Annotated in this window: 14 protein-coding genes; 5 read left to right on the top strand and 9 right to left on the bottom strand. The window is 74.1% G+C overall.

Translation table 11 applies throughout. The annotated features are described in order from the left end of the window. On the bottom strand, positions 1-558 hold a 558-nt coding region (locus ABWU78_RS20410; RefSeq protein WP_439159351.1), incomplete at its 3' end, for a DUF2306 domain-containing protein. Positions 559-814: 256 nt separating this feature from the next. Between ABWU78_RS20410 and ABWU78_RS20405 the strand changes: the two genes are divergently transcribed. Then, positions 815-1,330, top strand: coding sequence for a mycothiol transferase (locus ABWU78_RS20405; RefSeq protein ID WP_439159350.1), 516 nt, complete (start codon positions 815-817; stop codon positions 1,328-1,330). 39 nt (positions 1,331-1,369) lie between these two features. Here the strand turns inward: ABWU78_RS20405 and ABWU78_RS20400 are convergent, their stop codons facing one another. The 8 genes from ABWU78_RS20400 to ABWU78_RS20365 form a co-directional block, all read right to left on the bottom strand. After that, positions 1,370-2,425: a PDDEXK nuclease domain-containing protein gene (locus tag ABWU78_RS20400; RefSeq protein ID WP_439159349.1), complete on the bottom strand. Its 1,056-nt coding sequence runs from the start codon at positions 2,423-2,425 to the stop codon at positions 1,370-1,372. A gap of 97 nt (positions 2,426-2,522) precedes the next feature. Then, positions 2,523-3,239: an N-acetylmannosamine-6-phosphate 2-epimerase gene (locus ABWU78_RS20395; RefSeq protein ID WP_439159348.1), complete on the bottom strand. Its 717-nt coding sequence runs from the start codon at positions 3,237-3,239 to the stop codon at positions 2,523-2,525. After that, entirely contained in the window at positions 3,236-4,303 is a 1,068-nt protein-coding gene (locus ABWU78_RS20390) for an ROK family protein (protein ID WP_439159347.1), read from the bottom strand. Before ABWU78_RS20390 ends, ABWU78_RS20395 begins: the two co-directional genes overlap by 4 nt. After that, positions 4,296-5,222, bottom strand: coding sequence for a dihydrodipicolinate synthase family protein (locus ABWU78_RS20385; protein WP_353707043.1), 927 nt, complete (start codon positions 5,220-5,222; stop codon positions 4,296-4,298). The genes ABWU78_RS20390 and ABWU78_RS20385 overlap by 8 nt, the downstream gene beginning before the upstream one ends. Before the next feature lie 71 nt (positions 5,223-5,293). Then, positions 5,294-6,136 (bottom strand): ABC transporter ATP-binding protein, encoded by an 843-nt coding sequence (locus tag ABWU78_RS20380; RefSeq protein WP_253051728.1) that lies wholly within the window; start codon positions 6,134-6,136, stop codon positions 5,294-5,296. Then, on the bottom strand, positions 6,133-8,232 hold the full coding sequence (locus ABWU78_RS20375; RefSeq protein WP_439159346.1) for a dipeptide/oligopeptide/nickel ABC transporter permease/ATP-binding protein: 2,100 nt from the start codon (positions 8,230-8,232) through the stop codon (positions 6,133-6,135). Before ABWU78_RS20375 ends, ABWU78_RS20380 begins: the two co-directional genes overlap by 4 nt. A gap of 1 nt (position 8,233) precedes the next feature. Further along, the gene (locus tag ABWU78_RS20370; RefSeq protein ID WP_439159345.1) at positions 8,234-9,190 is read right to left on the bottom strand and encodes an ABC transporter permease; all 957 of its coding nucleotides are present in this window, start codon (positions 9,188-9,190) and stop codon (positions 8,234-8,236) included. A 150-nt stretch (positions 9,191-9,340) separates the two neighbouring features. Next, positions 9,341-10,942, bottom strand: a complete 1,602-nt coding sequence (locus tag ABWU78_RS20365; RefSeq protein WP_253051726.1) for an ABC transporter substrate-binding protein — start codon at positions 10,940-10,942, stop codon at positions 9,341-9,343. A 100-nt stretch (positions 10,943-11,042) separates the two neighbouring features. On the opposite strand from ABWU78_RS20365, the gene ABWU78_RS20360 reads away from it, so the two are divergent. The 4 genes from ABWU78_RS20360 to ABWU78_RS20345 form a co-directional block, all read left to right on the top strand. Then, positions 11,043-11,798: a FadR/GntR family transcriptional regulator gene (locus tag ABWU78_RS20360; protein ID WP_439159344.1), complete on the top strand. Its 756-nt coding sequence runs from the start codon at positions 11,043-11,045 to the stop codon at positions 11,796-11,798. Then, complete coding sequence (locus ABWU78_RS20355) at positions 11,795-12,856, top strand: Gfo/Idh/MocA family protein (protein ID WP_439159343.1); 1,062 nt, start codon at positions 11,795-11,797, stop codon at positions 12,854-12,856. Before ABWU78_RS20360 ends, ABWU78_RS20355 begins: the two co-directional genes overlap by 4 nt. Next, positions 12,853-13,935, top strand: a complete 1,083-nt coding sequence (locus tag ABWU78_RS20350; protein ID WP_439159342.1) for a Gfo/Idh/MocA family protein — start codon at positions 12,853-12,855, stop codon at positions 13,933-13,935. The genes ABWU78_RS20355 and ABWU78_RS20350 overlap by 4 nt, the downstream gene beginning before the upstream one ends. Then, on the top strand, positions 13,935-14,111 hold a 177-nt coding region (locus ABWU78_RS20345), incomplete at its 3' end, for a 6-phosphogluconolactonase (RefSeq protein WP_439159352.1). The genes ABWU78_RS20350 and ABWU78_RS20345, both read left to right, overlap by 1 nt.

Raw genomic sequence — 14,111 nt, 5'->3', positions numbered from 1 at the left:
GAGCGCCGTCGTCCACAGCCGGAGGGTCACGCCGGCATAGGTGAGCGCGAAGCTGCGCGTCATCCGGTCCTGGTGCGCGGCGACGTCGCCGCTGCGGACGGCGCGGAGGCCGCGCCACGTCGTCCACAGCCACAGGACGGCGAGCGCCCCGAAGCCGAGCGTCCCGACGACCCCGGCCTGGTTGACGGGCACGAGGACGAGCCCGGCCACACCGCCGACCGCGACGGCCGCGACGTAGACCCGACCCGTCCAGCGGTGCACGCCCGGGTGCCGGCGACGCAGCCCGGCCCAGAGCTGGAACGGGGCGCACACGAGCGCGACCCCGCCCGCGACGACGTGGGCGTAGAACGCGCCGAGCACGAACCCGGGTGCCCCGGCGTACGCGGCGGCGAGCCCGACGTCGTCGCGGGCCAGCGCGGGGAGAGACGCCGTGAGGTACGGCAGGACGGCGAAGGCGGCGATCGCGAGCGACGTGAGCGTCAGCGTCGCGACGGCGGTGCGCGCGCCCAGGGCGCGGGGGGCGACGGTCGCGGGGCGGACGAGCCGGGTGGCGGTCATGACGGCACCGAACCACGTCGGCCCGCCCCGGCGGATCCGGGAACGCCCTGGTCGTGGCCCTGACCCCTCCCTGAGCGGCACGCCGGAGCACCGCGGGTCCCCGCCCGACCGGATCGCGGACGCGCGCCGGCACGTCGAGCAGGGCGTACGGCGGGGACGGTCGTCGGCACCTCGACCGAGGTGCCGTTCGGGTCGCGACCGGACGCGGGTCGTCGGAGGCTGCTGGGGACGGTGCCCGGCGAGGAGAGGGAGAGACGTGGACGCGCGCACGGTGCTGGAGGACCTGTTCGGCCGGATCGGACCGACGACGACCCGCGCCGTCGACGGGCTCGGGGAGGACGCGCTGACCGCGCGCGTCGACCCCGGCGCGAACACGATCGCCTGGCTGGCGTGGCACCTCACCCGCGGCCAGGACGCGCAGGTCGCCGCCGCCGTCGGGCGGGAGCAGGTGTGGACGCGCGACGGCTGGGCACGCCGGTTCGACCTGCCGTTCGACGACCGCGCGACGGGGTACGGGCAGTCCGCCGCCGACGTCGGCCATGTGCGGGCGAGCGACGACCTCCTGCTCGGCTACGTGCACGCCGTCCAGGTCGAGTCCCACGACGTGCTCGCCGCGCTGACCGACGACGACCTCGACCGCGTCGTCGACGAGGCGTGGGACCCGCCCGTCACGCTCGGCGTCCGGCTCGTGAGCATCGCCGTGGACAGCCTCCAGCACGCGGGCCAGGCCGCCTACGTGCGCGGCGTCCTCGAGCGCACGGGTCGCGCCTGACGACACGCCCTCGTCGGCGCACGCCCGCGCGGGTCCCGTTCACGAGCGCTGCTCGAGCTCGTCCGCGACCACCGCCTGGAGCTCCGCCACGCTCGGCAGCGCCCCGCGCGCCTCGTCGGGCAACCCCTGGAGGTCCGCGACCGCGACGGGCGCGTTCGTGCTCGCCAGCGAGTAGCGGACGACGGCGCCGCTTCGGCCCGTGCAGAGCAGGATCCCGACGGTCGGGGCGTGGATCTCGTGCCGGCGGTACTGGTCGTCGACGATCGCGACGTAGGTACCGAGCTGACCGAGGTGGGCGGGCTCGAACGTCCCGACCTTCAGCTCGACGACGACGTAGCGCAGCTGCTCGACGTGGAAGAACAGCAGGTCGACGAAGAACTCGTCGACGGCGTCGCTCTCGTCGTCGGGGACGGTGAGCCGCACCTGCCGCCCGACGAACGCCATCCCGCGCCCGAGCTCGAGCATCGTCTCCTGGAGTCGGTCCATGAGCGCTTGCTCGACCTCGCGCTCGGCACGGGTCCGCACGAGGCCCAGGTGCTCGAAGACGTAGGGGTCCTTGACCATCGCCTGCGCGAGCTCCGAGTCCGCCGCGTCGAGCGCACCCGCGAAGTTCGTCGGCGCGGCGCCGAGAGCACGGCGCAGGTCCAGCTTGATGTGGTACTCGAGCATCCCGCGCGACCAGCCCTCGACCGCGGAGCGCTCGGCGTACCAGTCGCGGTCGTCGGTGGTCTTCAGACGACTCAGGAGCACCGTGACGTGGCCCCACGGAAGTTGTGCAACAGGCTGTTGCACAAATCCCGCGTCCGGCCACGTGAGCGCGAAAGTACGCATGTAGAGCAGGTTGCGACGCGACCAGCCGCGCTGGTCAGGGAACTCGCGCTGCAGGTCTGAAGCAAGTCGGTCGACGACCTTCGACCCCCAGCCCGCGGTGCGCTGGCGCTCGAGGATGTCGTGGCCGATCGACCAGTACAGCCGTAGCACCTCGGTGTTCGCGGCACGTGCGGCGCGGAACTGCGTCGCGCGCACGCGCGCCTTGAGGTCGGTCAGCAGCTCGGCGTACCCCGCCGGCTCGAGGTCGTCGTGCGGTGATGCCATGTCGTGTCCCCCTGACGGCTCGGCGCGCCCGCCCGACGCGTTGCGCCCGAACGTAGGGCATCGCGACTTTGCGCTGTCAAGGGGTCGTGCGGACGACTCAGTGGCGCGTCGGGATCGCCTCCGCGAACCAGGACGTGATCGTCGTGGGGTGGGTGATCGCCGTGCCGACGCACACGCTGAACGCACCCCGGGCCATCGCCTCGGCGGCCTGCGCAGGGCTGTGGACACGACCCTCGACGACGACGGGCAGCGAGCACGCCGCGACCACCTCGTCGACGAGCTCGAGGTCCGGTCCGGAGGTCTTCGGCCGCTCGCCCGTGTACCCGGCGAGCGTCGTGCCGAGCAGGTCCACGCCTGCGTCCTGCGCGGCGAGCGCGTCGTCGAGCGACCCGCAGTCCGCCATGACGAGCACGTCGGCCGTCTCCCGCAGGCCCGCCACGGTCTCGGCGAGCGTGAGCCCGTCGGGCCGGGGCCGGCGCGTGCCGTCGAGCGCGACGACGTGCGCCCCCGCGTCGGCCACGGCGCGGGCGTGCCGCAGCGTCGGGGTGATGAAGACTCCGCCGTCGCCGTCCTTCCACAGCCCGACGACGGGCACGTCCACCGCGGCGACGACCGCCGCGACGTCGTCCAGACCCTGCGCGCGCACCGCGGCCGCTCCCCCGGCGACGACGGCGCGCGCCATCTGGGCGGTCGTGCGCGGGTCGCGCAGAGGTTCGCCGGGGTAGGCCTGGCACGAGACGGTGAGTCGTCCACGCATCGCGCCGAGGACGCGCTCGCGCGTCCAGCGCGTCCGCGCCTCGTGGGGTCTGGTCATGCCGTCGTCCTCTCTCGGTGGATCGTCTCGGGCAGCCCGCCGGGTCCCGCCCCGTGCTCGTCGTCGGACGGGCCGACGAGGCTCCACGCTCCGCGCGCCGCCCCGACGATCGCCGCCGCGTTGCCGAGCGTCGCGGGCCGCAACGGGAGGTCGGCGAGCACGTCGACGACCTCGGCGCGCAGCGCGTCCTCCAGCGCCGACCACCACAGGTCGCCCGCGCCCGCCAGACCGCCGCCGACCACGACGACCTCCGGGTCGAGCACGGTCACGACCCCGGCGACCGCACGGCCCACGGCCCCCGCCGCGTCCCGCACCACCGACGCGGCGAGCTCGTCGCCGGCCTCCGCGCGCGCGACGACGTCGCGCGTGTCCGGGCTCGCCGCGTCGCCGCCGAGCGCGAGGTAGCGACGGTGGATCGCCGGTCCCGCGCCGATCGCCTCGAGGTGGCCGGCCCGGCCGCACGGGCAGCGCAGGAGCTCCGCGCCGGGGACCGGCACGTGGCCCAGCTCCCCGGCGACGTGGTGCGCCCCGCGCAGGGGACGCCCGTCGAGCACGACGGCGCCCCCGACGCCCGTCCCGACCGCGACGAGCAGCGCGCTGCGCGCCCCGGCCGCCGCGCCGAGCCAGACCTCGCCGGCCGCGTGCGCGTCGACGTCGTTCTCGACGAACACCGGTACCACGGGCGCGGACGGCCCGTCGGGCGTGACCCCTGCGAGGTCGGCGAGCCGACGGCGCAGGCCGCCCGCGACGTCGGTCCCGGGCCACCCGGGCAGGGTGTCGGTGGCCGAGACGATCACACCGCGACCGACGTCCACCACTCCGGCCGTGCCGACCCCGAGCGCGCGGAGGCGCGCCGCGCCCGGCAGCGCGGCGACGACCTCGCGCACGACCCCGGCGACGGCGTCGAGCACCGCGTCGGGGCCGGCCGCGGCCGGGGTCGGCACGGCGAGCACGGGACCGAGGGTCCCGTCGGCCGCGACGGTCGCCGCGGCCGTCTTGGTGCCGCCGAGGTCGACGCCGACGACGACCGTCGGCGCTGCGGCGTCCGGGGAGGCGTCAGCCACGCAGGAGCCCCGCGGCGCGCGTGATCTCCTCGACGCGGTCGGCGACCTCGCCGTCCAGCGCCTCGACCGGGAACGCCATGGTGGCGGTGTCGATGAGGCCCTGGCGCTGCGCGGCGACCTTGAACGCCCCGACGCCCGCGGCGTCGCCCGAGCGGCCGCGCGCCTGGAACACGATCTCGAACAGCGCGGCGATACGGTCCTGCTCCACCCGGGCATCGTCCCACTTCCCGGCCTGGGCGAGGTCCCACAGGCGCACGTAGCCGCCCGCGTCGACGTTCGCGAGACCGGGGACCACGCCGTCGGCGCCGAGGAGCAGCATCCCGTCGACGACGACCTCGTGCCCCGTGAACAGGGCGAGGGGCGAGCCGGCCGCCGCGTTGGCGGCGACGAGCCGGCGGAACGCGACGTCGTCCCCGGACGAGTCCTTCACGCCCGCGAGGACGCCCTCGGAGCCGAGGCGCACGAGCAGGTCGGCCGGGAGCTTGGTGCGCACGCGCACGGGGATGTCGTAGGCGAACACGGGGACGTCCACGGCGGCCGCGACGGCCCGCAGGTGGCGCTCGATCTCGTCGAGGTCGTTGAGCGCGTAGACGGGCGCGGTCGCGACGACCGCGTCCGCCCCGGCGGCCGCGAGCGCCTTCGCCTGCTCGACGACGCGCGGCGTCGTGAGGTCGATCGCGCCGCCCATGACGGGGACCCGGCCGGCGGCGGCGCGGACCACCGTGCGGACCACGAGGTCGCGCTGCGCGTCGGTGAGGTAGGCGACCTCGCCGGTCGACCCGAGCACGAAGACGCCGTGCACGCCCTCGGTGACGAGGTGGTCCACGAGACGCTCGAGCGACGCGACGTCGACCTCCCCGTCGGTCGTGAGGGGGGTGAGGACGGGCGGGACGATCCCGTGGAAGGTGGGGGTGGTCACGAGGAGCTCCGGTTCTGGGTTCAGCGGTGTTGCGGTCTGGGTGGTGCCCGGCGCGGGGCGCTCGGCAGCGCTCACAGGAGCGCCGGAGCCGCGGCGAGCAGGGTGCGGGTGTAGTCGTCCTGGGGGTCGTCGAGCACGCGTGCGGCGGGGCCGGACTCGACGATGCGGCCGCCCTGCATGACGACGATCTCGTCGGAGACGTGGCGCACCGTCTGGATGTCGTGCGAGATGAAGACCATCCCCAGGTCGAGCTCGGCCTTGAGGTCGGCGAGCAGGTTGAGGATCTGGGCACGCACGGACACGTCGAGCGCGGAGGTGGGCTCGTCGGCGACGATCACGTCCGGCGCGAGCGCGAGGGCGCGCGCGATGGCGACGCGCTGGCGCTGCCCGCCCGAGAGCTGGCCGGGCAGCGCGTCGAGCGCCGACTCGGGCAGCCCGACGAGGTGCACGAGCTCGCGGACGCGCGCCTCGCGCGACGCCGCGTCGCCCACGCGGTGCACGTCGAGCGGGTCGCGCAGCGCGTCCCGCACGCGCATGCGGGCGTTGAGCGCGGTGGCCGGGTCCTGGAAGACGACGGACACGACCCGGCCGACGTCGCGCCGCACGCTCGTCGTGTACGTGTCGACCGGCTGCCCGCGGAAGCGGATCTCGCCGGACGTCGGCGCCTGCAGCCCGACGAGCACCTTCGCCATGGTCGACTTGCCCGAGCCGGACTCGCCCACGATCCCGAGCGTGCTGCCGCGGCGGACCGCGACGCTGACGTCGTTCACGGCGTGCACCCGGTGGGCCTGGAAGAGCGTGCCCGTACGGGCCTTGAAGACGACGTGCACGCCGCGCAGCTCGACGACGGGGGTGTCGTGGTCGGTCGCGGACCCCCGCTCCGCGGCGGTCGGGGTCTGGTCGGTGGCGCTCATCGCGTCCCTCCGGTGGTGATCGGGGCGGGGCCACCGCCCGCGACGGCGCCGACCGGCTCGTCCGGCGGCGTCGCGACGAGGTGCTGCCCGTCGGCGTCCACGGCGCGCAGCACGGGCCGCACGTCGAGACCGCGGTCGGGACGCGACGAGCGCGGTGCGAACCGGTCACCCGTCGGGAAGTCGCGCGGCGACGGGACGGTGCCGGGGATCTGGTGCAGGCGCGTGGAGCGCTGCTCGATCGAGAGCACCGCGCCGAGCAAGCCCTGCGTGTACTCGTGGCGGGGGTCGGTGAGCAGCTCGCTCGTCGGCGCCTGCTCGACGACCTGGCCCGCGTACATGACCGTGATGCGGTGCGCGATCTGCGCGACGAGCGCGAGGTCGTGGCTGACGAACACCATCGCGAACCCGAGCTTGTGGCGCAGCTCGTCGAGCAGCGCGACGACCTGGGCCTGGACGGTGACGTCGAGCGCCGTCGTCGGCTCGTCCGCGATGACCAGCTTCGGGTCGCGCGTGAGCGCCATGGCGATGAGCACGCGCTGGCGCTGCCCGCCGGAGAGCTCGTGCGGGTAGCTCTTGAGCGTGCGCTGCGGGTCGAGGCCCACGAGCTCGAGGAGCTCCTCGGCCGTGCGCGTGCCACCGCGGCGCGTGAGCTGCTTCATCTGCGACCGGATGAGCATCGACGGGTTGAGCGAGCTCAGCGCGTCCTGGTAGATCATCGCGATCTCGGTGCCGCGCAGCGACGCACGCTCGCGGTTGCCCATCGCGAGCAGGTCCTTGCCCCCGTAGCGGATCTCGCCGCTGACCTGCGCCGACGGGTCCAGCAGGCCCATGACGGCGAGCGACGTGATCGACTTGCCGCAGCCGGACTCGCCGACCAGCGCCATCGTCTCGCCGGGCCGCACGGAGAACGACACGTCGTCGACGACCGCGACGTCCCCGTGGCGCGGGAAGCGGATGGACAGGTTGCGCACCTCGAGCAGGGGCTCGGCGTCGCCGTCGTACACGGGGCGGTCGGTCCGCGCCACCTCGGCCGCGCGGAGCGTCGCGAGGCGTGCGGCGAGCGGGACCTCGCGGCCGACGTGCCGGACCTCCGGCTCGACGTCCTGCACGACCGGCTCCGACTCGGCGAGGCGGTCCTCGTCCGCGGTCTCGACCGGCTCGTCGGCGTCCATGGCCGTGAGCTCCGCGGCCACCGCGGCGTCGTCCGAGTCGGTCGCGACGGCCTTCGCCGGGGTGGCGCGGGTCGCGCGGGGGGCGGCGACCATCGCGTCGGTCATGCCCTCGGACAGGATGTTGAGGCACAGGACGGTGAGCATGATCGCCAGGCCGGGGAAGAACGTCGCCCACCAGTACCCGCCCATGACGAGGTCGCGGCCCGCGGCGATGATGTTGCCCCACGACGGCTCCGGGTCGGGCACGCCCGCCTGGATGAAGGACAACGACGCCTCGAAGACGATCGCGTCGGCGACGAGCACGGTGGTGAACACGAGCACGGGCGCCGCGCAGTTGCGCGCGACGTGCTTGGCGAGGATCCAGGCCGTACGCGCGCCCATGACCCGGGTCGCCGCGACGTAGTCCTCGCCGTACTGGTCGAGGATGTTGGCCCGGACGACGCGCGTGAGCTGCGGCGTGTAGAGGAACGCGATCGTCAGCACGAGCACGGGCAGCGACCGGCCGAAGACGGAGACGAACACGGCCGCGAGCGCGATGCCGGGGAACGACATGATGATGTCGAGGACGCGCATGAGGGTCTCGGAGACGCTCTTGCGCGCGGTCGCCGCGACCGAGCCGAGCACGGCCGCCGCGGCGAGCGCGATGGCCGTCGCCCCGAGGCCGATGACGAGCGAGTACCGCGCGCCGTAGACGACGCGGGAGAAGATGTCGCGGCCCTGGCGGTCGGTGCCGAACCAGTTCTCCGCGCTGGGCGGCTGGACGGGCGTGCCGGTGGCGAGCGGGTCGTGGCTCGCGACGAGCGGCGCGAGGACGGCCGCGAGCGCCACGAGGAGCACGAACGCGAGGGAGATCGTGGACCCGAGGGGCAGCGCGCGCAGGCGCATCCCGGGGGTCGAGAGCCGTTCGGTGAGCTGTCGGCGCACGTCACACCGTCCTGATCCGCGGGTTGACGAGCACGTAGAGCATGTCGACCACGATGTTGATGAGCACGAAGGCGAGCGCCACGGTGAGGGTCACGCCCTGCACGAGGTTGGGCTCGTTGTTGGTGACGCCGTTGAGGATGAGCGTGCCCATGCCGGGCAGCGCGAAGATGATCTCGATGACGACGGCGCCGCCGATGAGGTAGCCGACGCGCAGGCCGAGCACCGTGATCGGCGTGATGAGCGCGTTGCGCAGCACGTTGCGCCCGACGACGACGTGCCGCGGGATGCCCGCGCCGATCGCGGTGCGGACGTAGTCCTTGTCGAGCTCCTCCACGACCGACGTGCGCACGACGCGCGTGAGCTGGCCGACGACGGGGATCGCGAGCGCGATCGCGGGCAGAGCCATGCGGGCGAGGTAGCCGCCGAGGTCCTCGGACGGGTCCGGCAACGGTCCGCTCGCGGGGAGCCACCCGGCCCCGAGCGTGACGACCTGGATGAGCAGCACGGCGAGCCAGAACGACGGCGTCGCGAGCGACGCGACGGACACCACGCGGATCGCCTTGTCCGGCCAGCGGTCGCGGTAGAGCGCCGCGAGGATGCCCATGACGAGCGCGGCCACGACGGCGATGACGAGGCCCATGAGCGTGAGCTGCAGGGTGATCGGCAGGGCGCGCGCGACCTCGTCGGCGACGGGCACCTGGCGGGCGCTGAACGTGCCGAGGTCCCCGTGCAGGAGGCCGCCGAGGAACGCGACGTACCGGACGAGGAGCGGGTCGTTGAGCCCGTTCGCCTCGCGGTACGCCTCGCGCGCCTCGACCGACGCGCCTTCGCCGAGGGCCTGGATCGCGGGGTCGACCTGCGAGAACGACATCACGAGGAACACGAGGAACGTGATGCCGAGGATCATGATCGGCAGCTGCAGGAGGCGGCGTCCGACGAGTCGCAGCAGTGCGCTCACGGTCGGCCTCCCGGTGCGTCGGGGGTGCGGTGCATGGTCTGTCCGTTCTGGGTGCCGGGCGGGTACCGGTCCCCTCGCCCCGAGGGGGACGGGCGAGGGGACCGGCGAGACGGCCGGAGCCGGTCGGCGCCGAGGGCTACGGGCCCGCGGCTACTTGACGAGGCCGGCGTCGAGGAACGACAGGCCGGTGATCGGCAGGGGCGAGAACCCGGAGAGCGTGGAGCCGTCCCACGCGGTCGGGAGCTGGCGGTGCAGCAGCGGGTAGAGCGGCACCTCGTCGGAGATCAGGTCGAACGCCTGGTTCCACAGCTCCTGCTGCTCGTCGCCGGACGTGCGCACGGCGGCGTCGAGGATCGACTGGAGCTCGGCGAACTTCGGGTCGTCGTTCCAGCGGTAGCGCGACTGCGACCACACGTTGTCGCCGTACCACCAGCGCATGAGCAGGTCGGGGTCGTTGCCGAACACCGACGGGTCGCCCGGCGCGACCATGACCTGCAGGTCGCCGTTGTCGACCTTGGTGTACTGGCCGCCGGACTGGCCGATGTCGAGCGTCGTGTCGACGCCGATCGCGTCGAGGTTCTCCTTGATGAGCGGGGCGATGTCCGCGACCCAGCCGGTGTCGGTCGTCATGAGGGTGATCGACAGGTCGCTCACCCCGGCCTCGGCGAGCAGCGCCTTGGCCTTGTCCGGGTCGTAGGAGTAGACCGTGGACGCCTCGTGGAAGTTGGGGTGGCTCTGCGGGAGGAAGCTCGTGGCCGCCGCGCCGTTGCCGAGCAGGCCGTTGTCGATGATCTTGTCCATGTCGAGCGCGTAGAAGAACGCCTGGCGCACGCGGACGTCGTCGAACGGGGGCAGGTCCGTGTTGAACATCATGAAGAGCGTGCCGAACGACTGGACGGACTCGACGTCCACGGTGCCCTCGAGCGTCGGGACGTCGATGTAGGGGACGTCCTCGATCGCGCTGACGGTGCCGGAGCTCATCGCGGTGACGCGTGCGGCGGGGTCGGAGAGCAGGTTCCACACGAGGCCGGCCGCCAGCGCGGGGCGGGTGCCCGTGTAGCCGTCGAAGCGCTCGAACGTGATCTTGTCGTCGGGCGTGGCCTGGGTCATCTTGAACGGTCCGGTGCCGACGGGCAGCGCGTTGAACGCCTCGTAGTCGGACTCGACGAGGGCCTTCGGGACGATCTTGACGACCGAGAGGCGCTCGGGCACGAGGCTGAAGGGGTACTTGAGGTTGATCGAGACCGTGTCGTCGTCGACGGGGGTGACGGACTCGAGGAAGTCGATGAAGCCGGCGTAGAGCGACTCGTTGGCCGGGTCGAGCACGCGGTCGAAGCTGTAGACGACGTCGTCGACGGTGACGGGCGTGCCGTCGTGGAAGACCGCGCCCTCGCGGAGGTCCACCTCGTAGTGCGTCTCGTCGACCGGGGCGGGGAGGTCGGTGCCGAGCGCGGGGTAGACCTCGCGCGTCGCGGGGTCGAGCTCGGTGAGTCCCTCGAACACGTGCCAGTTGGCCGCTACTGTCACGGCACCGGTGGTGATCATCGGGTCGAAGCCACCGGAGAGGGAGTACGAGATGCCCGCCTCGATCACGGCGTCGGGGTCGATCTCGCCCTGGGCGGCGCTGCCCTCGGTCGGGTCGTCCTGCGCAGCGCCCCCACCGGAGCACGCCGCGAGGCCGAGCGCGAGCACGACGCCCGCGGCGACCGCAGCGACTCCCCTGCGGGGAGGTGAGCTGACGTGAAGCTTCATTGGTTCTCCTGACATGAGACCGACATCGTTCCGGAGAGAAGATGTCTGATGTCTGACGTTGTGTAGCATGACACTAGGACCAGAAACCGAAGGGGTCAAGATGGCGACACCACGGCGCAGGAGCTTCAGCACGCTCGACGCGTCCCGCGACGGCGGACCCGGCGCGACCGCTCCCCGGCGCACCACCACCGCCGACCGGATCAAGGACTTCATCCTCGGCGAGGGGCTGCGCCCCGGGGACCCGCTGCCGACCGAGGCGGAGCTCTGCGAGCACCTGGGCGTGTCCCGGTCGAGCGTGCGCGAGGCGATCCGCACCCTGTCGACGCTCGACATCGTCGAGGTCCGGCACGGGCACGGCACGTTCGTCGGCAACATGTCCCTGGACGCGCTCGTCGAGGCGCTCGTGTTCCGCGGGGTGCTCTCCCCCGGCGACGACCTGCGGGCGCTGCGCGACGTCGTCGAGATCCGCCAGGCGCTCGACCTCGCCATGGCGGACGTCATCGTCGCCAGCCTGGCCGGGACCTCGAACCCCGAGCTGCACGCCCTCGTGGACGAGATGGTGGCCGCCGCGGCCGACCGGCTGAGCTTCCCCAAGCAGGACCGCGCGTTCCACACGGGCCTGCTCGCGCGCCTCGACAACTCGCTCGTCGGCCAGCTCGTCGCCGCGTTCTGGGACGTCCACACCGCCGTGGTGCCCAAGCTCGGCATCTCCGTCGCGGCCGACCTCGACCAGACCGCCCGCGCGCACGGCGAGATGCTCGACGCCGCCGAGGCCGGCGACGTCGAGGCGTTCCGCGCCGCGGTCGTCTCGCACTACGAGCCGATCGACCGCGCGCTCGGGGTGACCACGGCGTGAGACCCGCACCCGCCCGTGCCCAGGCGCCCGCCCGCACGCCCGTCGGCGTCGCCGTTGTCGGCATCGGCGCGTTCGCGCGCGAGCACGTCGCCGCGCTCGCCGGGCTGCCCCGCGCGGACGTGCGGTGGGTCGTGGGGCACGACCTCGCGCGGGCCCGGGCGCTCGCCGCGTTCGTGCCCGGCGCCCGCGCCACGACGTCCCTCGACGAGGCTCTCGACGACGACGCCGTCCACGCGGTCGACGTGGTCACCGCGACGCCCGCGCACGCGCGCGACACGATCGCGGCCGGCGAGGCGGGCAAGCACGTCCAGGTCGAGAAGCCGGCGGCGCTGTCGCTGCCCGAGCTCGACGCCATGGTCGCGGCGACCGAGGGCCGGGGCACGACGCTCGTCGTCGGGCAGACCGTGCGCTTCCAGCCTGCCGTGACGGCGCTCGCCGCCGCGGCCCGCCGGGGCGAGATCGGCACCCCGCGGCTCGCGCACGTCTCCTGGTACACGGGGCACGCGTGGCCCGCCGGGTGGCGCGGCTGGCAGCTCGACCCCGCGCTGTCGGGCGGTCACCCCGTGCACAACGGCACCCACATCATGGACCTCGCGACGTGGCTGCTCGACGACGAGCCCGTCGAGGTCTTCGCGCGGGGGTTCCGCACGTTCTCGCCCGCGATGGAGTCGCCCGACTCGTTCCACGTGCAGCTCCGCACGGCGTCGGGCGCGCTCGCGACCCTCGAGCTCTGCTACGCGCTGCGCCGCCGCGGCGAGCTCGTGCGCCGGGTCGTGCTCGTGGGGACCGAGGGGACGCTCGCGCACTCGACCACCGAGGAGGACGGCCTGCACTCCGACGCCACGACCGCCCCGCCCGTCTCCGTCGAGGGCGCGCTGGGGATCCAGCTCGCGCACTGGCTCGACGTGGTGCACGGCGACGCGACGCCCGTCGTCACGACGCCGCAGGTGCGGGCCGCGCTCGCGACCGCGCTCGCCGCGCAGCGCTCGCTCGTCTCCGGGCGACGTGAGCGCGTCGCCGACGTGCCCGGCTACGCGACCACGGGGGTGGCCGCATGAGCACGACCCTGCGCGTCGCGTTCGCGTCGGCCGTGCGGCACGCGGCCGACTACCTGCGGATCCTCGCCGCCGACGGCCGCGTCGAGCTCGTCGGCGTCGTCGAGGAGGCGGACGCGCCCGGCTGGGTGCGCGACGACTCGCGCGCCGTCGCCGAGCGCGCCGGGGCGCCCTACGCCGAGGTCGCCGACGTGGCGGCGGTCGCGGAGGCCCTGGGCAGCGCGGTCGACCTCGTCGTCGTGTGCGCCGAGCCGACCCGGCACGCGCGCCTCGCCGCCGCGCTGCTGGAGGCGGGCCTCGACGTGCTCGTCGACAAGCCCGTCGCGACGACGCTCGCCGACGCCGACCGCCTCGTCGCCGTCGCCGCCCGCACGGGGCGCACGTGCGCCGTCGTGAACCGCACGCACGCGCCCGCGCTGCGCCGTCTGCGCGCGTGGGTCGACGCCGGCCACGTGGGCCTGCCGCGCCACCTGGACCTCGAGTTCCTCGCCTCCGGCGCGCACTTCGCGACGTCGGTCGAGCGCCCGGGCCTCGTCGTGGACCGCGCGCTGTCCGGGGGCGGCGAGCTGCTGAACTTCCTCGGCTACTGCGCCGACGCGGCCCACCACCTCACCGGGCTCCGCACGGTCGAGGTACACGCCTTCGCGGGGTCGCTCTTCCTGGAGCCGCACCGCGAGGCCGGGGTCGAGGACACGGCGGTCGTCACGCTCGAGCTGGAGCGCGGCGTGACCGCGACGGTCACCCTCGGGCGCGTCCCGTTCGCGCCCGGCGGGACGCCCACCACGTCGTCGGTGCGGCTGCTCGGGTCGCACGGCCACGCCGTCGCGGACGACGACGCCCCGGCCGTCGCGCTGTTCGGCGCGGACGGTCGCACGACGATCGCCGCCGACGCGGGCCAGGTCGCCGCGGCGGCGTACCTGCGGCACGTGGTCGGTGCGGTCCTCGCCGGGAAGCGGCCCGACTACGGGATCGAGGAGGCGCGCGCGTCGCTCGCCGTGATCGACGCGGCGTACCGCTCGGTCGAGACGGGCGACGTGGTCGCGGTGGAGCACCGGACGGTGCCCGAGGAGGCGAGGGTCTGATGGAGGTCGTGATCGCTCCTGCGGAGCGGTTGGCGGTGCTGGCTGCGGACGCGATCGAGGCGGTGGTGCGGTCGCGGGCGGAGTCGGTGCTGGGGCTGGCGACGGGGTCGTCGCCGCTGAAGGTGTACGACGAGCTGGCGCGGCGCCATCGTGAGGACGGGTTGTCGTTCGCGGGT

Source organism: Cellulosimicrobium sp. CpK407, assembly GCF_051844275.1.
In the GTDB taxonomy this organism is placed as follows: Bacteria; Actinomycetota; Actinomycetes; order Actinomycetales; family Cellulomonadaceae; genus Cellulosimicrobium; species Cellulosimicrobium cellulans_G.
The sequence above is the reverse complement of the archived record's forward strand: the minus strand, read 5'-3'. Positions and strand labels throughout refer to the sequence as shown.